Here is a 22,503-nt window from a genome sequence, read left to right as displayed (position 1 = left end):
AGATGGGGCGCACGCGTGGCGCCCCGTCGTTTTACATGGCCCAGTTTTTTACATTGCCCAAAAAAGTACCGCCAGCAACTGCGGCGACATAATGCGCAGGAACATCGCCAACGGATAAACCGTGGCATAGGACAGCGCGGCAGCGCCGCTGGTCGGGTGCAGGCCGTTAGCGAAGGCCAGTGCCGGTGGATCGGTCATCGACCCTGCCAGCATGCCGGACAGCGTCAGGTAGTTCATCTTGCCCACCATTCGCGCCAGTACACCCACGCTGAGCAACGGGATAGCGGTAATCAGCGCACCATAGCCAATCCAGGCCAACCCTTCACCGTTAATCAGCGTATCCACAAAGTTGCCCCCCGACTTCAGGCCCACCACCGCCAGAAACAGCACGATCCCCAGTTCACGCAATGCCAGATTGGCACTGGGTGGCATAAACCAGTACAGCTTGCCGATGCTGCCGATACGCCCGAGGATCAGCGCCGCCACCAGCGGGCCACCGGCCAGCCCCAGACGCAAGGCCGCCGGGAAACCCGGAATAAACAGCGGTACCGACCCCAGCAGCACGCCCAGACCGATACCGATAAACACCGGCAGCATTTGCACCTGTTGCAGCTTCTGTTGGGCGTTGCCGACAATCGCCGCCACCGCTTCGATCGATTCAGGTCGGCCCACCAGATTGAGAATGTCACCAAATTGCAGCGTCACATTGCTGCCGGCCACCAGCTCGACGCCGGAACGGTTGAGGCGCGAGATCACCACGTCGTATTTTTGCTTCAGGTTCAGATCGCGGATTTTACTGCCCAACACCTTCTCATTGGTCACCACCGCCCTCACCACCTGCAGTTCTGTACCGCGCGTTGACAGCGAAACGTCGACCTCCTCGCCAATCACCAGCCGGGCATTTTCCAGGCTTTCGCGCTTGCCCACCAGATGCAGATAGTCGCCCAGTTCCAGCTTCTCAAGTGGGGCCGGCACCATCAGCAAATCGCCGCGTTTCAGCCGCGAACAGATGATGTCCTCACCGTTCAGCAACGGCACATTTTTGATCGCCATTCCCTGCAGATTGGGGTTGCACACTGCCACGTTTATGGTGTGCAGCAGTTCGCGCTGGTTGCCCAGGCTGCTTTCAAACGCCTGCGCCTCCCGCTCGATATTAATGCGGAAAAACAGGCGTATCAGCCACATCACCAGCAGAATGCCACAGATGCCAAACGGATAAGCCATGGCGTAGCCCATGCCCATGCGATCGACCAGGGCCGGGTCAGACCCCAAATCGGTAAGAATTTGCTGCCCGGCGCCGAGCGCGGGGGTATTGGTGACCGCCCCGGAGAACACACCCAGGATGATCGGTAGCGGCACGGCAAACAGCTTATGAACCACTGCAGCAACGACCCCGCCAACCAACACCAGTAAAATGGCGAAACCGTTGAGCCTTAGTCCGGAGACCCGCAAGGAAGAGAAGAAACCCGGGCCGACCTGAATACCAATGGTGTACACGAACAGGATCAGGCCGAACTCCTGGATGAAGTGCAACATGTCGCCGTTAAGATTGAGCTGCCAACTCTGGGCGAAATGCCCAACGATAATGCCACCGAACAGCACCCCACCGATGCCCAGCCCCACCCCATAGATCTTCCAGTTACCCATCCACAGCCCGAGAACGGCCACCAACGCCAACATGCTGACGGTCAGGGCGATTTCGCTCATAGGTCACATCCTTGCCAGAAGTTTAACAACCGGTTTGCGGTTAAAGACGCACAGTTAACAGGGATTTTGGCATAAGCGGGAAAGGGTGACTGTGGCTTACGCCACAGAAAGCAAAGGGGGAAGCCCGTTAGAACTTCCCCCTAATGCCCGTCGTCTTTCAAGTTGCAGCGTTGTTACTTGCTTACAAGGCCCATCCATGGCCCTTGCCCTTTCAGGGCCGCTGCAAGCAGCGTTCAAATCTGTTCCCGACAGATTTGTCGCTCACCTCAGTTACTTACTCAAGTAAGCACCTTAGGATGAGCGAGTTGGTCGCCTAGCTACAACTCGAAATTCATAGGGCATTGTTGTAATTTCTCAGTCGATTATTTGGCTTCCAGCCCTGGCGTGGTGCCGATGGCAATCCGCTGTGGCTGCAGGGCTTCCGGTACCTGACGCACCAGATCAATATGCAGCAGGCCGTTTTCAAACTGAGCCTCGGACACCTGCAGATGTTCAGCCAGCGTAAAGGTCAGGGTGAACTCTTTGCACACCAGCCCCTGGTGCAGATATTCCACCTGTTTTTCCGTTGGCGTCGGCTTGCCGCGCACGGTCAGGCGCGGACCTTCAACTTCAATATCCAGCTCGCTTTGCTTGAACCCGGCCAGCGCCAGAGAAATGCGGTAGTGGTTATCGTCGCTTTTCTCGATGTTGTAAGGCGGGAACCCTTGCGGCTCCTGGCCGCCCATTGAACTGGCCAGCTTGTCAAAACCGATCCACTGACGCAGCAGCGGGGATAAGTCATAATTACGCATAGTATAAACTCCTTCTATGAAGCGAGACTTTACCCGTCGCCTTTCAAGCTACAGTGTTGTTACCTGCACTCATTCATCCCAGTCACTTACTAAAGTAAGCTCCGTGGGCTAAATGAGCTGGTCGCCTAACTGTAACTTGAAATTCATAGGGTAAATTAAGCTGTGCCCCCTGACGGCAGGCAAATTAACTCACATTGCACCGGCGGTTCGTTCCGCCGATGAAATAGGCATTATTTAATTTCGATCCGGCGCGGTTTTAATGTTTCCGGCACGATACGTTCCATATCGATATACAACAAACCGTTTTCCAATTTGGCGCCTTTAATTTGGATATGCTCGGCCAGCTGGAATTTACGTTCAAAGTTGCGCTCGGCAATACCTTGATATAAGTAGGTTCTTTCCGCCGGTTCGTTATTATGGGCACCCCGTACTATCAGCAGGTTATCCTGAGCGGTAATTTCCAGCTCTTGCTCGGCGAAACCGGCCACCGCGATGGTGATGCGGTAATGATTTTCATCCACCAGCTCAACATTATAAGGGGGATAACCGCCATTCCCCTGACTCTGGCCCGCCTCCAATGCATTAAATAAACGGTCAAAGCCAATCGCGGAACGGTAGAGCGGAGAGAGATCAAAATTACGCATAAAACAGCCTCCTAAGGCACTTCAGCGAGGTTTAATAATTAAGCCTTCCCGTTGGGACAGGCTAAATAATCAGAATTCCCTTACGGCGAATTCTTAATTTACTTCTGATAAGAAAATGGGGGTTGCTTTCACCATTTCAAGCGCGGACGATCAAAAAAATGATAATCAGTGCGGCGAAAGTTTTTTTATCCCTTACAATAAACTGAGACGGCCGCCACAGAGCGGGCTCTTGCTCCTTTTAAAACATCCACAAGATGTTATAGATCAGCAGATTTTGGGGAACAGCACCCTGCAGGATGGAAAATGAAAACGATAAGAGTGATTGCAACCAGTTGCATGCTGTTAGCGACTAACGGCTGCTCCAGCGTGATGAGTCACACCGGCCCGAATCAGGGCTACTATCCCGGCACCCGTGCCAGCATGGATGTTCTGAAGGACGACAACACCAGTTGGGCAATGATGCCGCTGGTGGCGTTGGACCTGCCATTATCGGCGGTGATGGACACCGTATTGCTGCCTTACGACTACCTGCGCTCCGGCAGTGACGGCACCGCAGACTCACCGAAAGCACGCATCTTGCGCGGTGAAGAGCAGAACCTGGCCGCCAGCGGCGACCCTGCTCATGCCGCCGCGGCCACACCGCAGTAAAATAGTTTGATGCGGGCCATGTACCCGCATTAGCTCACACCTCGGCCACAAAAATCTGGCTGAATCCGTCGATTTCACGCATAAACGCCACTTTGCTGCCGTCCGGCGAGAACACGATCGCATCCCCCGATGGCGGCAGTGCAGTACGTTGCGTCAAACGCTGCATCCGTCCGCTGGCCACCTCACACAACATCAGGCTGTTATCACACACCAGTGCAATCCGGCCCCCCTGCGGATGCCAACTGAATGCCGACTGGATCCCTTGCTCACCGCGGGTGACCTGGTGCGGTTCACCGCCATTGGGTGAAAGCGTCCACAGTTGCACCACTCCCGAGTCATCCTTCATCAGGCAGGCGATCATACTGCCGTCGGGTGAACTGCGCAGCCAGTGACGAGGAGTGGTCACCACGCCGGGATAACGCCGCCGGCCGGTAAAGGTCAGCCGACGTTGACGTACCCCCAACGGAGGCGCAGGTAAATGGGTGGCGGTGCCTTGCAACGGACGGGCACCGGCTTTGGCGTAATCGGCGTCATCCTGCGGCAAATCAGCAATGAAAACCTCGGGTAACGTTTCACCGCTGCTGGAAATCGTATCGCCGATAAACGCCAGCGCCCAGCGCTGCTGCCGTCCGTCTGGCCGAATATAGCCGTGTTGGCCGACCCAGCCCTCTTCGTAGGCTCGATTAATTTGGTCACTGCCCGGTTGCGGTTGCGGCGTAGTCTCGCTGACCAGCACGCAGTAATGGCTGCCATCATACTCACGCGGATGCTGCTTGGGGGGATTCACACCCTGTAACGGTACGGCCACCCCAACGTTTCGCAGATCCTGCGCCAGGTCCAGCTCATGCATCACGTGGTCATTGTAGGTAAAGCTCAGGCGACTGCCGTCCGGACTAAACACGTGAACGTGAGTGCCGCCGCGCAGGGCGCCTGGGGTATAAGGTGCGGTGATATCCATCGCATCGAGGGTAATGGCCAGTTCGCGATCCGGTTCGCTGACGATCACCCCGCGACGATGGTGAAAATCGTAATGCCAAACGCTATCAGGATGCTCCGGGCCGTGAATAAAGGCATAGCGCGCCGGTGCATCGGGGCTGACGGTCACCATGCCCACGTGGGCACCGTGCTGAGCGCGATACACCACTTCCACTATCCCGCTGTCAACGTTCACCCGTTCGATGCTCAGGCCGGTGAAAGAAGCGCCGCTCGGGCGTACGTCATAAGCCAGCCACTGGCTGTCCGGCGTCCAGACGTTAATATTGGTTAACTGATGTCCACGTGGATCAAAAGTCAGCTGTTTTTCCCGATGGCTCATGGCGGCTCCCCTGCTCATGCTGGCACTGAGCCGCCATCTTACCGGATCAGCCGACGCGTTTCACATCACCCACCAACAGCAGATACGACAACGCGCCGAGCAACGCCACTACGGCGATGTAAATCAGCGACGGTGCAAAACCGTAATCTTGCGCCAGATAACCCACCACCAGCGGAACCGTGATCCCCCCCAGCCCGCCGACAAAGTTAAACACCCCGCCGGTCAAACCGATCAACCGGGTCGGTGCCAGCGATGACACCAGCGACCAGGTGATGGAGGCAAAACCGTTACCAAAGAACGCCAGAGCCATCAGCACCATAATCCACAGCGGATCGTTGGTGTAATTGGCTCCCATAATGCAGGTGGATAACAACAATCCGCAGATGATCGGCGTTTTACGTGCAAACCCTATCGAACGGCCGCTGCGCAGCAAGCGATCGGCGACAAAACCGGATAACAAGACACCGCAGAACGCCGCCAGGAAGGGTACCGTGGTCATAAAGCCGGCGGTCAGCGCCGCAATGTGTTTTTCCTGCGTCAGATAGTTCGGGAACCAGGTGAGAAAGAACCACAGCGTCGAAGTAATGGCGAACTGGCCCAGATACACCCCGACCAGCTTGCGGTGAAACACCAGCTTCCAGTCAGCCGCGGTGAGCGGGACACGATTTTTCTTTTCCGACGCGACGTCGCCGTCCACCATGCCGCCACCGGCCTGGATATATTTCAGCTCGGCGTCATTCACCCCTTTGCTGTTGCGCGGCGACTGGTACACACGCTGCCACACCAGCGCCCAAACAATGCCAACCGCGCCGGTAATGATGAACACCCAGTGCCAGCTCAACAACTCCTGCACCCAGATCAACAGCGGTGTCAGAAAGGCCAGCCCGACAAACTGGCCGGAGGTATAGAACCCCACTGCCGAAGCGCGCTCCTGCTCGGGGAACCAACTGGTGACGATGCGATTGTTGGTGGGGAATGCCGGCGCTTCAAACAGCCCGGTCACTGCACGCAGGCCAATCAGCGATACCAGGCCACTGGCGAACCCCTGCAGCAAGGTGGCGATCGACCAGCCCATGATGGCAATAAAATAGGTCAGCTTTGAGCCAACGCGATCCAGGAACCAACCCCCCGGGATCTGACACAGGGTATAGGTCCAGGCAAAAGCCGAGAAGATATAACCCATCTGCGCCTTGCTGATGCCAAACTCTTGTTGAATATGCGCCGAAGCCACCGCCAGATTGGCGCGGTCAACATAGCAAATCACCACGGTGACAAATATCATTAATAACGTTAGATAGCGGCGTTTACTTCTTGGTGTTGAGGTCAATGTTGTATCCATTATCTTTATTCCGTTATTTTTCGGATTTTAATAATAGCGGTGCGATATTGTAGGGTAGCGCCGCCGAGTCGAGTTACTGATAATGATTTAACTATTTTTCAAATGACGTGGAGCAGCCATGCGGTCTGACAAAGCACCAGCCGCGACATCCGCCATGAGAAATCGGAGCGGTTAATATAATGGGAAATAATAAAGTTAATTTCCCGGCCGCTTATTTAATAACTAACTGGCAAGCACAATAAGTTATTCATCTGGCCCACTTCCAATCTCTATTTTCAGCCAGATACCTCGCCTGACGGCGACGTCAAGCGAGACACAGTGAGGTGCCTGTTAAAGATGAATTTAATTATTATTTAATACGCGATTACCACTCAGCCACTGCACCGTCTGGGTAACGCCACACCGGATTACGCCAATCCGTCGCTTGTTTACTGCGCTCGATCACCAGCTCTTCGTTGATCTCTACCCCAAGCCCCGGTTTGGTCAGCGGGTAGAAATGGCCGTCGGTCATTTTGAAATCGTCTTTATTCACCACATAGTCCAGCAGTTCGGCCCCCTGATTGTAGTGAATGCCCATACTCTGCTCCTGGAACACCGCATTACGCGCCACAAAATCCACATGCAGACAGGCAGCCAGCGCAATCGGCCCCAGTGGGCAATGTGGTGCCAGTGCTACATCGTAAGTCTCCGCCATCGCGGCAATCTTAAAGCATTCGGTGATACCACCGGCGTGAGACAAGTCCGGCTGAATAATCGCCAGGCCACCGTCCGCCAGCACCCGTTTGAAATCAAAGCGTGAATACATGCGTTCACCGGCGGCAATCGGGATATGCGTTTGCGCTGCCAGACGTGGATAGTACTCTGCCTGCTCCGCCAGCACCGGCTCCTCAATAAACAACGGACGGTAGGGTTCCAGTTCTTTGATCAGGATTTTCGCCATCGGCGCATCGACGCGGCCATGGAAATCCAGACCAAACTCGATACGGTTGCCAAAGGCTTCGCGGATCTGCGCCACCACCGCCACCGCTGCATCCACCTTACGCGCACTGTCGATGATGCCCATCTCTTCACAGCCGTTGAGTTTAAAGGTGTCGAAGCCGATTTCCGTCAGCTTGTTGATGCCGGCGATCACGTCGGAAGGACGATCTCCGCCCACCCAGCTATAAGCCTTGATTTTGTCGCGTACCAGGCCGCCCAGCAGCTGATAAACCGGTACGCCCAGCGCCTTGCCTTTGATATCCCACAAAGCCTGATCAATGCCGGCGATCGCGCTCATCAGGATTGGGCCTCCGCGATAGAAACCGCCACGGTAGAGCGTCTGCCAGATATCGTTAATGCGTGCGGGATCCTGGCCAACCACATATTCTGACAGCTCGTGCACCGCCGCCTCCACGCTGCGCGCCCGTCCTTCAATCACCGGCTCGCCCCAGCCGACGATACCTTCATCGGTTTCAATTTTCAGGAACATCCAGCGCGGCGGTAGCCGATAGGTGGTCATTTTGGTTATTTTCATTGGGTGGCTTCCTTATAGGCTAAAACGAAAGCGGCAGCCTGCTGAGCGGTGCGCTCCACCGATTGGCCGGCGCGATAGAGATCGCCTCCCAACCCCGCCCCCACACAGCCTGCGGCCAGATACAAAGGCAAGTTTTCCGGCGTGATCCCGCCGACGGCAAAAACGGGGATCTGCGGCGGCAATACCGCTTTCAGCGCCTTGATGTAATCTGGGCCGAAAGAAACCGACGGGAAAATTTTCAGCGCCTGAGCACCGGCCTCCAGAGCGTTGAATGCTTCTGAAGCGGTAGCGCAACCGGCGCAAACCGTCATGCCCAGTTCCACTGCCCGACGGATCACCGTCGGCTGAGTATTGGGCGTTACTACCAGCTTTCCGCCCACCGCCGCCAGTTCATCCACCTGCATCGGTTGCAGCACGGTGCCTGCGCCAATCAGGGCCCGGTCGCCGAATTTTTTCACCGTATCGCCGATACTTTGTTGCCAGCCCGGCGAGTTCATCGGAATTTCGATCGCATCGAACCCCGCGTCCAGCAACGTTTGTACATGCTCACCCGCTTCCTGTGGCGTAATACCGCGCAGAATGGCAATCAGCGGCAGTTCAGTGTTCCAGCTCATGCACAATGCTCCTTATTCCCGATTGGAAAGCCCGATCGCCGTCCAGTAGCTGGTAGCGTATTCCGGCCAGATTCAATGCCTGGGCATAGCGCTCGCCCAACTGCGGATTCCCGATCACCGTTAACGAGGCACTCGACGGCAGCGGGTATTCACGCTGCATCTGCGCGACTTCGTTGCCAATCAGCAACCCGGAAAGCCAGTCACTGACCGAACTTTTCTCCAGTTTGCCGAGCACGTGAGCAGCGCGGGTTTCAAATAAACGGCGCACGATGTGGCTTTCATTCATGCCGGTTTCCAGCCCGCGCGAAAATGCCTGCGGTGACGGTTGCTGCTCGTTCAGCCCCACGCCGATCAACGAATGGCGGAGCAACAGATGATGCAGTTCGCCGGTCATCACCGTGCGGAAATCTGCCAGAATGTCACCCTCCATTCGCACCCATTTACTGTGAGTGCCGGGCATGACATAGAGCGCCGACGGCTGTTCCGCATAGGCACCTATCAACTGGGTTTCTTCACCGCGCATAACGTTGCAATTGTCTTCACGTTCGACACAGATACCCGGAATAATCCAGGCCCGGTAAGGTAAAGCCGGCTCTACCGCCGTTAACTGGTGGGCAACCTCGGTCAGGCGGGTTGGACAAGACAGATAGGGAACCTGCTGCCAGCCGGCATTGCTACCGATCATTCCCGCCATCACCACCGGCAACGGTGCCTCCCAGCGCGCCATCAGCTCGCTGAAAACCTGCTGCGGCGTGCGGTCGCCAAGGCGGGTAACACCGGCCTCTGACTGCAGGCTGTCGACACAGACGCCCTGTTCGTAACGCCAGGCGCGCAGGTTGGTGGAACCCCAGTCAATCGCGATAAAGCTGTCACTCATCAAATAGCCCTCTGAAGACCTCGCCCAGTACGGGGAGCAGTCAAGTAATGTCCTTTAAGCGTTTGGTCGAGCTGGCGATCATCGCCATTGCCGCCTGCTCTGCGGCATCCGCATCCTGATGACGGATAGCGTCATACAATTCCTGATGTTCACGCAGGGTACGCGGCATATTGTCCTCATCCGACATGTAGGTACGCTCAAACACCGCGCGTTGCAGAGAACTGATCGCCACGCTGAGCTGTTGCAGTACCGGGTTATGCACCGCCGCCAGCACCGCTTCGTGGTAGCGAATGTCGGCTTCATTGAAGCGTTCACGCTCCTGATGGTGGGCTATCATGTCGTTCAGCGCCGCCTCTATCACCGCCAGTTCGCTGGAAGTCGCCCGCTCTGCCGCCCAGCGGGCGATGGTAGGCTCCACCAGGTTGCGAACCTCACTCATCGATGCGATCAGACGTGGGTCGTAATCCTGTGCCAGCACCCAGTTAAGGACGTCGGTATCCAGGTAATTCCACTGGTTACGCAGCGTCACAAATGCGCCGCGATAGCGCTTCACTTCCACCAGTCGCTTGGCCATCAGCGCACGTAAGACTTCGCGGATGATATTGCGTGAAGTTTCAAATTCTTCGCACAGCTCAGCCTCTGACGGTAACGCCGCGCCCGGGACATACTTGCCGCCGACGATCTGCTGGCCCATCTCGATGATGATGCGATCGGTTTTACCGATCTGCTGCTTGTTCATGGTTTCTCCGTGGCATTCGCCATCCTGTGATAACGGATTTACTTTACCCGTGTCTCCCACTGGCGTCCTGCGGTTGCAGCACAATCTTTATGACTTACCTAAGTAACCTTGCCCACATTGTAGTACCAACAAATAATGTTGTACTACAATCAAGATCACAAAACAGACAATTCATATGAAGGGGGCCAATAACCTACAGCGGTCGTTGAGTGATCATCAGGCAGGAATAAAGAAAGGGTGATGCTAAGCATTGGGGCTTTCCACAACCGGCGTTGGCAAGGGGCGACCGGCAAAATGGGCCGCTATGTTGTCGAACACCAGATCGACCATCAGCCGTCGCGTGCAGTGGGTCGCACTGGCCATATGTGGCGTCAGTACCACATTGTCCCGCCCCATCAACGCGGCAGGCACCTGCGGCTCACATTCAAAGACATCCAGACCGGCACCGGCGATGGTTCCCCGATCAATCGCCGTCACCAATGCCGCTTCATCCACCACCGAACCACGCGCAATATTGATTAAAATGCCGTCGCAACCCAGCGCTGCCAGGACCCTGGCATCCACCAGCGCACGCGTCTGGGCCCCGCCGTTAGTGCAAACCAACAGAAAATCGCAGTGATCTGCCAATGCCAGCGGAGTCGCAAAAAAACGCCCGGTGAAATCGGCAGCTTGTTGGCGGGAATGATAACTGACGGCCATATTGAAGGCCGCCGCCCGCTGAGCTATCGCCCGCCCGATCCGCCCCAGTCCAAGAATGCCCAGGCGTGCGCCGCTGACCTTGCGCGTCCATGGATAGCTGCCTTGCAGCCAACCTCCACGCTCGATAAAACGTTGTGCGCCGCCAATCTGTCGGGCCGTCGCCAGCAGCAGTCCAATCGCCAGATCGGCAACGTCATCGGTCAGCACCCCGGGCGTATGGGTTACCCGAACCCCCTTCGCCCTTGCAGCCAGCACATCCACCCGCTCATAACCCACACCAAATACCGCGATCAGTTTTAACTGCGGCAAGGCGGTAATTTGCGCCGCACTGACCGCCGTTTCTCCATCAACCAGCAGTACGGTGAATTCGTCAGCCAGTGATGCCAATGCCAAGGGCGCCAGCTCGCGCATATCCACCAACGGAAAATGTTGACGCAGCCGCACCACCAGACTTTGCGGCAAGGGTGAGGCCTGCAAAATGTTCTCAGCCATTATTGTTCTCCCGCAAAGCCGCCACGCCAGCGCCAGCCAACACAGGCTTGCCGAGCCGCAGGCCTATAATGCCCCCCGCCACTAACGCCGCAGCAATGGCCATCAACGCGATATCATAGCTGCCGGTAACATCTTTAATTCGTCCCATGACCGGCGGAAACACCAGGCCGGCAATATTGGCAACGGCGTTAATCAAGGCAATTGACGCCGCCCCCGCCACACCGGCGATCGATTCGGTAGTTACCGCCCAGAAAATAGGGGTGATCGCCCAGTTCAACGCGACAGTAAGCACCAACATGCCGTAGGCCAACACCAGATTTTGGCAATAAATCGCTGCCAGCAGCAGCAGACCGGCGGCAATCAGCGGCCCGCCCAAATGCAGCGAACGCTCACCGGTCAAATCTGAGTGTCGACCATTGAAATACATGAAAATGCAAGCAAAGAAAAACGGGATGGCGGAAAGGACACTGACGACAAAGGAACTTTGCTGCGTGACGACCCCTTTGACGATCAAAGGCAAAAATAGCGTGATACCTATGGTGCCGAACGCCTGTAACAACCACATAAAGCTCAGCGCCCAAACCCGCCGGTTGGTCAGTGCCTGGCTCCAGCGATGTGATTGTCCCCCCGCAGTCTCCGCCATTTCGCCGGCCATTTTTTTGACCAGCCATTGGCGTTGCGAAGGTGCCAGCCATTTTGCTTGTTGCGGCGCATCATCGAGATAAAAATAGGTCAGGATACCCAATAACACCGCCGGGATACCTTCCAGCAAAAACAGCCAGCGCCATCCGGCTATTTCAAATAAGCCGTGCATATTCAGGATACTGCCGGAAAGCGGCAGGCCAATAACCGAAGCCAAGGCTGCGCCGATGTAAAACATCGACATGGCACGCGCACGGTCGCTGCGCGGATACCAGCAGGAAAGATAATAAATAATTCCTGGGGTAAACCCGGCCTCTGCCACGCCAAGTAAAAAACGCATCACATAGAGCTGCGTCGGCGTTTGTACCAGGCTCATACCGGCAGCGATAATGCCCCAGGTGACCATGATGCGCGCAATCCATATCTTCGCACCGATACGGCTCAATAATATGTTGCTGGGGACTTCAAAAATAATGTAGGAAATATAGAAAATCCCGGCGGCAATACCATACATTTCGGCGCTGAGCGCCAAATCGGCATTCATCTGCAATGCAGCAATGGAAATATTAGATCTGTCTATATATGCAATAAGATAAAGCAGCATAATAAATGGAATAATACGTCGGTTCATCTTTTTGATTGTCGTGGAATAAGTACTGGCATCCATAATCTATCCCCCAGAGCAATACGTTCTTTTTGCGCGATCTGTTTCTGATAAACCACGCATCCAATGGTGTTTCCATCTCGTCAGCCGAACAAACCTGCCAATGAAGATTAAAACCCGGTTGATTACTTAATAGGCTTCCGCGCATTGTAAGCACGAAAAACCATCTTGTAATACAAGATTGATCACAAAAAAACACCGAATCGGGAAGCTTAGTGATTTACAAACTAGAAAATAAATTCTAAATTGGATTTTTAAATCTAAAAAAAGATCACCATGCTGAACCGCTACCACGCCATCGCCGATGCCATTACGTTGTTGTTTGCCCCTTACGCCGAAGTGGCACTTCACGATCTTGCCAGCCAGAAGCTGGTTTACATCAGCAATAACCGATCGCGGCGTGAGCTGGGCGAAGACTCCAACCTGAGCGAACTACAGGACGATCGTGGTTTGCAGGTGATCGGTCCCTATCTGAAACGCAATTGGGACGGCAGCCAACTACGTTCTATCAGCGCAGTATTGCGCGATGATAATGGCGACCCTATTGGTCTGATGTGCATCAATCTTGATATCACCGTGCTGGAAAGCGCCAAAGCCGCGCTGGAAGTCTTTCTTGGCGGCAATGCCCTGCAACCGCAGCCGGACGTGCTGTTCCAGGACGACTGGCAGGAGCGCATCAACACCTTTATTCACCAATGGTTGCAACAACGCCAGCAAACGCTCAGCTCGCTTAACGGCGCTGGCCGGCGGGCCATGGTGGAGGCGCTGTATCACCAGGGGGCCTTCAAAGGAAAAAATGCCGCCGGCTACGTCGCCAAAATCCTCGGCATCGGCCGCGCTACCGTCTACAACTATCTGAAAAATATCAAGGAGTCTGTATGAGTCAGCTATTTGACACGATTGTTACCGCCCATCAGCAATTGCGCCCGCAGGTTCGCGTGACCCCGCTGGAACGCAGCGTGCTGCTGTCACAGCAGTTGGGCTGCGAGCTATATCTGAAATGCGACCATCTGCAACATACCGGCTCTTTCAAGTTTCGCGGCGCCAGCAACAAACTGCGGCTGCTGAGTGAGTCACAGCGCAGTCGCGGAGTGATCGCTGCCTCGACCGGCAATCACGGCCAGGCCGTCGCGCTGGCAGGAAAATTGATGGGCGTCAGCGTGACGGTGTATGCCCCGGAGACAGCAGCAGCGATCAAACTCGAGACCATCCGTGCGCTGGGTGGCAAGGTCGAGCTGGTACCGGGCGACGCGCTGAATGCCGAACAGGCGGGAGAAAAGGCCGCCGCTGAACAGGGCAAGGTCTATATTTCCCCCTATAACGACCCACAGGTGATTGCCGGCCAGGGTACCTGCGGCATGGAGTTGGTGGAGCAACAAGCGGATTTGGATGCGGTATTCGTCGCCGTGGGCGGCGGGGGTTATATCTCAGGAATTGGCACCGTTTTGCAGCAATTGTCGCCGAAAACCCAGCTTATTGCCTGCTGGCCGGAAAATGCCACCAGCATGTATAGCGCGCTACAGGCCGGTCATATTTACCCGGTAGAAGAGCAGGACACCCTGTCCGATGGTACCGCGGGCGGTGTCGAACCAGGTGCCATCACCTTCCCGCTGTGCCAGCAGGTGATCGATCGCAAAATATTGGTCAGTGAAGCGGAAATCAAACAGGCCATGCGTCAGATAGCCGCCAGCGATCGCTGGATCATCGAAGGCGCCGCCGGGGTGGCCTTAGCCGCCGCCATCAAACTGGCAGCGGAATTCCAGGGCAAAAAAGTGGCGGTGGTACTGTGCGGGAAAAACATCGTACTGGAGAAATACCTCAAGGCCATTGCCGATGAAAATCATTAACAAACGGCAGATCTTTGACGCTTTCGATGCAGATGTCGTCACTTTGTTGCTAAAACAGGGTTTTATTGCCTATTCACAGCAACAAGTGCAACAGCCGCCGGTACAGCATTTTCTGTTTGAACAGGCGCCTGGTGACAGCTGCATTAAATCGGCCTGGCTGGAAGGCGACGAGCAATTTGTCGTCAAGGTCTCTTCCGGCTTTTACCGTAATCCGGCGCAGGGGCTGGCCAGTAATCAGGGGCTGATGATGGCCTTCTCGGCGCAAACCGGTGAGCCGCAGGCACTGTTGCTGGACGAAGGTTGGCTAACCGCATTACGCACCGCGCTGGCCGGGCGAATTGCCGCCGAACTCTGCGCTCCGGCGGAGATCCCGGCGATTGGCATCGTCGGCTGCGGCATGCAGGCCCGGTTGCAGTTGCAACAGTTAAAACCCCAGACCGCCTGCCGCGAGGTTTGGGTATGGGGTCGCAACGAAGTCGCTTTGCAAGCCTACCGGCGCGATGCCGAAGCCGAAGGTTTCCGGGTGCAGATCACCCAGGATGCGGCGGAACTGGCAGCGCACTGCCGCTTGATTGTCACCACCACTCCGAGTCGCGAACCCATTCTGCAGGCGGCGGATATCCAGCCCGGTACCCACATCACCGCGGTCGGCGCGGACAGTCACGGCAAGCAAGAGCTGGCAGCCGATCTGGTGGCCAGGGCGGATGTGCTGTTGGTGGATTCTTTGGCACAATGTACCGAGTTTGGTGAGATCGCTACTGCTTACCGGCAGGGTTTGCTTAAATCGACGCCGATCGTCGAACTGGGTACCGCATTGGCTCAGGGGATAAAAGTGCGCAGCGACCCTCAGCAAATCACCCTGGCCGATCTGACCGGGTTGGCGATTCAGGACGTGCAGATTGTGAAGGGCATTTTAGCGCGGTTATAAGCGGCTTAAAGGGGCGCGGCTGCGCCCCTTGGAGGCAAAATACTATCAGGCATTCAGTACAAATTTCTCGATGGCGCGTGCTACACCGTCTTCAGTGTTGGTAGTGGTAACGTACTGTGCTACCGCTTTCAGCTCCGGGATAGCATTGCCCATTGCCACGCCCAACCCGGCGTACTCGATCATCGCCGTGTCGTTGGCTTGATCGCCCAACGTCATCACATTTTCACGCGCAATACCGAGATGATCGGCCAGCATTTTCACCCCAGCCCCCTTATCCACTTTCTGGTGCAAGATTTCCAGGTAATAAGGCGCGCTTTTCAGGATGGTGTAACGTTCCCGCGTTTCTGCCGGGATGCGAGCGATAGCGCGATCCAACAGCTCCGGTTCGTCGATCATCATCACTTTCGGGAAACGAATCGAAGGATCCATCTCTTCCACGCTGCGGTATTTCAGCGGAATACCGGTCATCTCAGACTCATGTACGGTGTATTTGCCGATATCCTTGTTCGGGGTATACAGGGTATCGAAATCAAACGCCTGGAAATGGACGCCAAACTCGCGAGCCATCTTCTCGAAGTGCAGGTAATCCTCAAAACCCAGCGTTTCCTGCAGGATGCAGGCGCCGTCTGCCGCCTGTAAAACCAGTGCGCCGTTATAGGTAATACAGAAATCACCGGGGCCCTGAATATCCAACTGACGCAGATAATCCTGCACGCCGACGTAAGGCCGCCCGGTGGCCAGCACCACATGCACCCCTTTGCGGCGTGCCTCGGCGATCGCCTGCTTTACCGCCGGCGTAATCTGGTGCTGCGGGTTGAGCAGCGTGCCGTCCATATCAATCGCAATCAATTCAATAGCCATTAGAGCCTCTCCCAGTGGTTTTTCCCATGCTAACGCGTTTCAGCCCGTGATGTCAGCGCCAAAAACGGCGTAAAAAAATCCGCGCAAGTTTCCCGGCGCGGATTTTCACAGCCATCAATGCGTTAGATATCGATGTTTGCCGCTTTCAGGGCATTTTCTTCGATAAAGGCACGACGAGGTTCAACCGCATCACCCATCAGGGTGGTGAACAGTTGGTCAGCAGCAATGGCGTCCTTCACCGTCACGCGCAGCATGCGGCGGCTTTCCGGATCCATGGTGGTTTCCCACAGCTGCTCTGGGTTCATTTCGCCCAGACCTTTATAACGCTGTACTGCCAGACCACGGCGTGACTCTTTCACCAGCCACTCCAACGCCTGCTCGAAGCTTTCAATCGGCTGACGACGCTCACCACGTTCGATGTAGGCATCTTCTTCGATCAGGCCGCGCAGTTTCTCACCCAGCACGCAGATTTTGCGGTATTCACCGCCGTGGATGAATTCGAAGTCCAGCGCGTAGTCGGTGTCCACACCGTGGGTACGAATGCGCAGGATCGGCTCAAACATCTGGCGCTCACGGTTCTCAAAGATCACCGAGTCATAGCTGCTGCCGTGCTGTTCTTTATCGTTCAGCAATTTCACCAGCGAATCAATCCAGGTCTTAACCTTGGCTTGATCGCTCAAATCGCCTTCCAACAACGTCGGCTGGTAGATCAGGTTGTTCAGCAGTGCACGCGGGTAGCGGCGCTCCATGCGACCGATCAGCTTCTGCACGCTGTAGTGCTCGGCAACCAGTTTCTCCAATGGCTCACCGGCAAGCGCAGGGGCGCTGGCGTTGGTGTGCAGGGTGGCACCGTCCATCGCGATGGCGATTTGGTACTGATCCATCGCCTCGTCATCTTTGATGTACTGCTCTTGCTTGCCTTTTTTCACCTTGTACAGCGGCGGCTGGGCAATGAACACGTGACCGCGCTCAATGATTTCCGGCATCTGACGGTAGAAGAAGGTCAACAGCAGCGTACGGATGTGCGAGCCATCGACGTCGGCATCGGTCATGATAATGATGCTGTGATAGCGCAGCTTGTCCGGGTTGTACTCATCGCGGCCAATGCCGCAACCCAGTGCAGTGATCAGTGTCGCGACTTCCTGTGAAGACAGCATCTTGTCGAAGCGCGCCTTCTCAACGTTGAGGATTTTACCTTTCAACGGCAGGATCGCCTGGTTCTTACGGTTACGCCCCTGCTTGGCAGAGCCGCCCGCTGAGTCCCCTTCCACCAGGTACAGTTCAGACAGCGCCGGGTCACGTTCCTGGCAGTCCGCCAGTTTGCCCGGCAGGCCGGCCAGATCCAATGCGCCTTTACGACGGGTCATTTCACGCGCTTTACGCGCTGCTTCACGAGCACGTGCCGCATCGATGATTTTGCCGACGACGATTTTCGCATCGCTCGGGTTTTCCATCAGATAATCGACCAGCTTCTCGTTCATCAGCGTTTCAACCGCCGTTTTCACCTCAGAAGAAACCAGCTTGTCTTTGGTCTGAGAAGAGAACTTCGGATCCGGCACTTTCACCGAAACCACAGCAATCAGGCCTTCACGCGCATCGTCACCGGTGGCGCTGATTTTGGCTTTTTTGCTGTAGCCTTCTTTATCCATGTAGCTGTTCAGGGTACGGGTCATCGCGGTACGGAAACCGACCAGGTGGGTGCCCCCATCACGCTGTGGGATGTTGTTGGTGAAGCAGTAGATATTTTCCTGGAAACCGTCGTTCCACTGCAGCGCCACTTCCACACCGATGTCATCTTTCATGGTCGAGAAATAAAACACGTTTGGATGGATCGGGGTTTTGTTTTTGTTCAGGTACTCAACAAACGCCTTGATACCGCCTTCATAGTGGAAGTGGTCTTCTTTGTCCGTGCGTTTGTCTTTCAGGCGGATAGACACGCCAGAGTTCAGGAATGAGAGTTCGCGCAGGCGCTTGGCCAGAATATCGTACTCAAATTCGACATTATTGGTGAAGGTTTCATAGCTCGGCCAGAAACGCACCGTGGTGCCGGTCTGATCGGTTTCACCGACCACTTTCAGCGGCGCCTGTGGTTCGCCCATGGCGTAGGTTTGCTCGTGCACCTTGCCTTCGCGACGGATCACCAGTTCCAGTTTTTCAGACAGGGCGTTAACAACCGAAACACCCACGCCGTGCAGACCGCCAGAAACCTTGTAGGAGTTGTCATCAAATTTGCCGCCGGCATGCAGCACGGTCATGATCACCTGTGCCGCAGAAACCCCTTCCTCTTCGTGAATACCGGTCGGGATACCACGGCCGTCATCCTGTACCGAAACGGAGTTATCGGCATGGATGGTCACCTGGATGTCACTACAGTGGCCAGCGAGTGCTTCGTCGATAGCGTTGTCCACAACCTCGAATACCATGTGGTGCAGACCGGTGCCATCATCGGTGTCGCCGATATACATGCCCGGGCGCTTACGCACCGCGTCCAGCCCTTTTAATACCTTGATACTTGAGGAGTCATAAGAATTCGACATCAACGTTTCTCGCTCATTTTAGTCCTGTGGTTGAACCTCTATTTTACCTTGTTCCACGCGGAACATCTTGCCCTTTTCACCGGCCATATCGGTCACTTGTTCAGCGCTCACGGCACTGACAAAGACCTGGGCCTGGGTGGCTTTCAGGCGATCGGCCAGTAACCGGCGACGGCCGGTGTCCAGCTCGGAGGCAAAATCATCAATCAGATACAGGCAACGCCGCCCGCTCTGCCGGGTGAGAAACTCACCCTGCGCTAAGCGCAACGCGCACATCAGCAGTTTAAGCTGACCGCGCGATAACAAATCCTCTACCGGCGTGCCGTCGGCACGGATGCGGAAGTCCGCCTTATGCGGCCCCACCGCGGTATAGGTTAACGCCCTGTCACGCTCAAACTGGCGCTCCAGCAGCTCTCCGTAGTCGCTCTCTTTGTCCCAGCCACGCTGGAAAGAGAAACTCAGGGCAAATTCGGGCAAAAACTGCGCGCATGTCGCGGTAATATCCGCGGCAATCGCGTCGCTGTAAGCTGCCCGCCACTCGCTGATACGCTCGGCCAAGGGGATCAGTTCCTGATCCCAGGCGCGGATCTGCGCATAGCGACTGACCTGGCGCAGCGCGGCATTGCGCTGCTTCAGTAACCGTTTCAGGTTGCTCCAGGCGGTGAAAAAACCGGGTTCGTTATGAAAACAGCCCCAGTCCAGGAAGGCGCGCCGGAATTTCGGCCCACCGTTTAGCAGGGTAAAACCTTCGGGGGTAATCAGTTGCATCGGCAATAGCTGCGCCAGTTCAGCCACTTTGTGGCCGTCGCTGCCATCGATGCGTACCTTGCTGTCCCCTTGACGGCTCTTGCTTAATCCTACGGATATTTCACGTTCTGCACCGTCAATACGGCCGTGCAAAATAAACTCCGGCTGGTCGTGGCGGATCACCCGACCGGCCTGCAGGCTGCGAAAAGCCCGCCCGTGCCCGAGGGTGTAAACCGCCTCAAGCACGCTGGTTTTTCCGCTGCCATTGGGCCCCACCAGGAAGTTGAATCCCGGTGCCAGCGCCAAATCTGCATCTTCTATATTGCGAAAATCTTTAATCAGTAAACGCGTCAGAGCCATGCAATCTCTTTACCGATGACGGTGCTGTAATTCAAGGTAATGAGACTACAACCGCATCGGCATGACGACGTAGGCCGCCGCCTGGCTGGCACCGTCTTCGATCTGCACGCTGGAAACCGAGTCGGTCAGCAGCAGGCGCACATCTTCACACTTGAGCGCGTTCAATACATCCAGCACGTAACTGACGTTAAAACCAATCTCCATCTCGGTGCCGTCGTAGCTGACATCGAGGATCTCTTCCGCTTCTTCCTGTTCAGGGTTGTTGGCGGTGATCTTGAGCTGGTTTTGGCTGACATACAGCCGCACGCCACGGAACTTTTCGTTCGACAAAATGGCCGCGCGAGCAAATGCCTGCTTGAGCAGATCGCAACCGGCTTCCAGCGTTTTGTCCGGATTCTTCGGCAATACGCGACGATAATCAGGGAAACGACCGTCAACCAGCTTGGAAGTGAAGATAAAGTCACCGACGTGGGCGCGGATGTTGTTACTGCCGATCTGCAGTTGCAGCAGCGTATCGCCGCCGTCCAGCAGACGCACCAGTTCCATCACCCCTTTACGCGGCACGATCACCGAATGCGACGGCAATTGCTGACCGATCGGCATCGAACACACCGCCAGACGGTGACCATCGGTCGCCACGGTACGCAGCTCTTCACCTTCGGTTTCAAACAGCATGCCGTTTAAGTAGTAACGCACATCCTGGTGAGCCATCGAGAACTGCGTGGCTTCGATCAGGCGCTTCAACGTCGCCTGCGGCAAAGAAAATTCAACTTCACTCTGCCAGTCGTCCAGGTTCGGGAAATCTACCGCGGGCAACGTAGAGAGAGAGAAGCGACTGCGGCCGGAACGCACCAGCATACGCTCGCCTTCCAACGTTACAGTGATCTCGGCCCCTTCAGGCAAGCCACGGCAGATATCAAAGAGTTTACGCGCGGGGACGGTAGTCGCGCCCGCTTCATGGGGTTGGGACAGGGCAACGCGCGCCACCATCTCCATCTCCAGATCGGTACCGGTCAACAGCAGGGAGCCTTCCGTCACCTGCAGTAGCAGGTTACCCAGAATTGGCAATGTTGGGCGGCTGCCCAGCGGGCTGCTCACCTGTTGCAGCGGTTTTAGCAGATGCTCACGTTCAACGATAAATTTCATAGCGCTAGGAAGATAATGTTCTGATTAAATTGGAGAAATCTTCTTTGATGTCGTGACTTTCTTCACGTAACTGCTCAATCTTCCGGCAGGCGTGCAACACCGTGGTATGGTCGCGGCCACCAAACGCATCGCCGATTTCTGGCAGGCTGTGGTTGGTGAGTTCTTTTGCCAGCGCCATCGCCATTTGGCGCGGACGAGCAACGGAACGCGAACGCCGCTTGGACAACAAATCAGCGATTTTAATTTTATAGTATTCCGCCACCGTCTTTTGAATATTATCGATGGTGACCAGCTTTTCCTGCAGCGCCAGTAGATCACGCAGCGCTTCACGCACGAAATCAATGGTAATGGCACGGCCGGTAAAGTTTGCGTTGGCGATCACGCGGTTCAGCGCCCCTTCGAGCTCACGCACGTTGGAACGCAGGCGTTTGGCGATAAAGAACGCCACTTCGCCCGGCAGACGGATATTGTTCTCGTCGGCCTTTTTCATCAGGATCGCTACGCGCGTTTCCAGCTCCGGCGGTTCGATCGCTACCGTCAGCCCCCAACCGAAGCGGGATTTCAGACGATCTTCCACCCCGTTTATCTCTTTCGGATAACGGTCGGAGGTCAGGATAATCTGCTGATTGCCTTCCAACAGGGCGTTAAAGGTATGGAAGAACTCTTCCTGCGAACGCTCTTTATTGGCAAAAAATTGTATGTCATCGATCAGCAGCGCATCGACCGAACGGTAGTAACGCTTAAATTCTTCAATGGCATTGTTCTGCAGGGCTTTGACCATGTCCTGCACAAAGCGTTCCGAGTGCATATAGACCACTTTGGCGTTGGCCTTGCGTGCCATGATGCCGTTGCCCACCGCATGTAACAGGTGAGTTTTACCCAAACCGGTACCGCCATAAAGGAACAACGGGTTATAGGCTCCGCCCGGGTTATCCGCCACCTGGCGGGCCGCCGCGCGCGCCAATTGGTTGGATTTACCCTCTACAAAGTTATCAAAGGTATGCTTTGGGTTAACGTTGGAGCGGTAAGAAAGTTCAGGCTGCGGTGCCGCGTTGTCCCAGCTTGGGCGCGAAGGTGCCGCGACGCGTACTATTGGCGCGCTGGGTGCGCTAACGCTGGCAGTAACGGTCTGGCTGATGATTTGGGAGAGCGGTTTGCTACCCACTTCAAAACGCAGTAATGGGGCATCCGTACCGCAGAAATCATTCAGCAGGCCATTGATATTGTTTAAGTATTTATCGCGAACCCAATCCAGCACAAAACGATTGGGCGCATAAAGCGCCAGGGTATTGTCACTCAGTTCCGCCTGCAATGGGCGTATCCACATACTAAATTCTGTGGCAGGTAACTCATCCTGCAATCGGGCAAGACACTGCTGCCAAAGCGAAAGTGACAC

General features: G+C 55.6%; 20 protein-coding genes. 4 read left to right on the top strand and 16 right to left on the bottom strand.

Translation table 11 applies throughout. From position 1 onward, the window contains the following. Positions 1-48 precede the first annotated feature (48 nt). The 3 genes from NHG65_RS00100 to ibpA form a co-directional block, all read right to left on the bottom strand. Positions 49-1,707 (bottom strand): putative transporter, encoded by a 1,659-nt coding sequence (locus NHG65_RS00100; protein WP_499182812.1) that lies wholly within the window; start codon positions 1,705-1,707, stop codon positions 49-51. 362 nt (positions 1,708-2,069) lie between these two features. After that, positions 2,070-2,498: a small heat shock chaperone IbpB gene (ibpB, locus tag NHG65_RS00095; RefSeq protein ID WP_099064447.1), complete on the bottom strand. Its 429-nt coding sequence runs from the start codon at positions 2,496-2,498 to the stop codon at positions 2,070-2,072. Between the two features lie 230 nt (positions 2,499-2,728). Then, positions 2,729-3,142, bottom strand: a complete 414-nt coding sequence (gene ibpA / locus NHG65_RS00090; RefSeq protein ID WP_099064446.1) for a small heat shock chaperone IbpA — start codon at positions 3,140-3,142, stop codon at positions 2,729-2,731. Positions 3,143-3,445: 303 nt separating this feature from the next. On the opposite strand from ibpA, the gene NHG65_RS00085 reads away from it, so the two are divergent. After that, positions 3,446-3,790, top strand: a complete 345-nt coding sequence (locus tag NHG65_RS00085) for a YceK/YidQ family lipoprotein (protein ID WP_499182811.1) — start codon at positions 3,446-3,448, stop codon at positions 3,788-3,790. Between the two features lie 34 nt (positions 3,791-3,824). On the opposite strand, the gene NHG65_RS00080 is transcribed toward NHG65_RS00085, so the two are convergent. From NHG65_RS00080 to NHG65_RS00045, 8 genes are all read right to left on the bottom strand, one after another. Beyond that, the gene (locus NHG65_RS00080) at positions 3,825-5,105 is read right to left on the bottom strand and encodes a YidR family protein (protein WP_499182810.1); all 1,281 of its coding nucleotides are present in this window, start codon (positions 5,103-5,105) and stop codon (positions 3,825-3,827) included. Between the two features lie 46 nt (positions 5,106-5,151). Next, the gene (locus NHG65_RS00075; protein ID WP_207978722.1) at positions 5,152-6,444 is read right to left on the bottom strand and encodes an MFS transporter; all 1,293 of its coding nucleotides are present in this window, start codon (positions 6,442-6,444) and stop codon (positions 5,152-5,154) included. Positions 6,445-6,808: 364 nt separating this feature from the next. Beyond that, positions 6,809-7,957, bottom strand: a complete 1,149-nt coding sequence (dgoD, locus tag NHG65_RS00070) for a galactonate dehydratase (RefSeq protein ID WP_012004518.1) — start codon at positions 7,955-7,957, stop codon at positions 6,809-6,811. After that, complete coding sequence (locus NHG65_RS00065) at positions 7,954-8,571, bottom strand: 2-dehydro-3-deoxy-6-phosphogalactonate aldolase (RefSeq protein WP_219015045.1); 618 nt, start codon at positions 8,569-8,571, stop codon at positions 7,954-7,956. The genes dgoD and NHG65_RS00065 overlap by 4 nt, the downstream gene beginning before the upstream one ends. Next, positions 8,555-9,448, bottom strand: coding sequence for a 2-dehydro-3-deoxygalactonokinase (locus tag NHG65_RS00060; protein WP_099064440.1), 894 nt, complete (start codon positions 9,446-9,448; stop codon positions 8,555-8,557). The genes NHG65_RS00065 and NHG65_RS00060 overlap by 17 nt, the downstream gene beginning before the upstream one ends. Positions 9,449-9,488: 40 nt before the next feature. Continuing rightward, positions 9,489-10,187: a FadR/GntR family transcriptional regulator gene (locus NHG65_RS00055; protein WP_099064439.1), complete on the bottom strand. Its 699-nt coding sequence runs from the start codon at positions 10,185-10,187 to the stop codon at positions 9,489-9,491. 243 nt (positions 10,188-10,430) lie between these two features. Then, positions 10,431-11,378 carry a 2-hydroxyacid dehydrogenase gene (locus NHG65_RS00050; protein ID WP_099064438.1) on the bottom strand — a complete coding sequence of 316 codons (948 nt, stop codon included), beginning with the start codon at positions 11,376-11,378 and terminating at the stop codon, positions 10,431-10,433. After that, on the bottom strand, positions 11,371-12,687 hold the full coding sequence (locus NHG65_RS00045) for an MFS transporter (RefSeq protein WP_099064437.1): 1,317 nt from the start codon (positions 12,685-12,687) through the stop codon (positions 11,371-11,373). The genes NHG65_RS00050 and NHG65_RS00045 overlap by 8 nt, the downstream gene beginning before the upstream one ends. Positions 12,688-12,960: 273 nt before the next feature. On the opposite strand from NHG65_RS00045, the gene NHG65_RS00040 reads away from it, so the two are divergent. The 3 genes from NHG65_RS00040 to NHG65_RS00030 are packed head-to-tail and all read left to right on the top strand — an operon-like array spanning position 12,961 to position 15,459. Next, positions 12,961-13,566 (top strand): helix-turn-helix transcriptional regulator, encoded by a 606-nt coding sequence (locus NHG65_RS00040; RefSeq protein ID WP_499182809.1) that lies wholly within the window; start codon positions 12,961-12,963, stop codon positions 13,564-13,566. Continuing rightward, positions 13,563-14,531: a threonine/serine dehydratase gene (locus NHG65_RS00035; protein ID WP_499182808.1), complete on the top strand. Its 969-nt coding sequence runs from the start codon at positions 13,563-13,565 to the stop codon at positions 14,529-14,531. Before NHG65_RS00040 ends, NHG65_RS00035 begins: the two co-directional genes overlap by 4 nt. Continuing rightward, positions 14,518-15,459: an ornithine cyclodeaminase family protein gene (locus NHG65_RS00030; protein WP_499182807.1), complete on the top strand. Its 942-nt coding sequence runs from the start codon at positions 14,518-14,520 to the stop codon at positions 15,457-15,459. The genes NHG65_RS00035 and NHG65_RS00030 overlap by 14 nt, the downstream gene beginning before the upstream one ends. Positions 15,460-15,504: 45 nt before the next feature. On the opposite strand, the gene yidA is transcribed toward NHG65_RS00030, so the two are convergent. The 5 genes from yidA to dnaA all read right to left on the bottom strand — a co-directional run bounded on the left by yidA (position 15,505) and on the right by dnaA (position 22,503). Further along, positions 15,505-16,320, bottom strand: a complete 816-nt coding sequence (gene yidA, locus NHG65_RS00025) for a sugar-phosphatase (protein WP_099064433.1) — start codon at positions 16,318-16,320, stop codon at positions 15,505-15,507. 122 nt (positions 16,321-16,442) lie between these two features. Continuing rightward, positions 16,443-18,857 (bottom strand): DNA topoisomerase (ATP-hydrolyzing) subunit B, encoded by a 2,415-nt coding sequence (gene gyrB / locus NHG65_RS00020; RefSeq protein WP_099064432.1) that lies wholly within the window; start codon positions 18,855-18,857, stop codon positions 16,443-16,445. Positions 18,858-18,875: 18 nt separating this feature from the next. Continuing rightward, on the bottom strand, positions 18,876-19,961 hold the full coding sequence (gene recF, locus NHG65_RS00015; RefSeq protein ID WP_099064431.1) for a DNA replication/repair protein RecF: 1,086 nt from the start codon (positions 19,959-19,961) through the stop codon (positions 18,876-18,878). 45 nt (positions 19,962-20,006) lie between these two features. After that, the gene (gene dnaN, locus NHG65_RS00010; protein ID WP_499182806.1) at positions 20,007-21,107 is read right to left on the bottom strand and encodes a DNA polymerase III subunit beta; all 1,101 of its coding nucleotides are present in this window, start codon (positions 21,105-21,107) and stop codon (positions 20,007-20,009) included. 4 nt (positions 21,108-21,111) lie between these two features. Beyond that, a complete protein-coding gene (dnaA, locus tag NHG65_RS00005; RefSeq protein ID WP_012004506.1) occupies positions 21,112-22,503 on the bottom strand; it encodes a chromosomal replication initiator protein DnaA in 1,392 nt (463 codons plus the stop codon).

The sequence above is a fragment of the Serratia myotis genome (assembly GCF_027474885.1).
GTDB classification, from domain to species: domain Bacteria; phylum Pseudomonadota; class Gammaproteobacteria; order Enterobacterales; family Enterobacteriaceae; genus Serratia; species Serratia proteamaculans.
The sequence above is the reverse complement of the archived record's forward strand: the minus strand, read 5'-3'. Positions and strand labels throughout refer to the sequence as shown.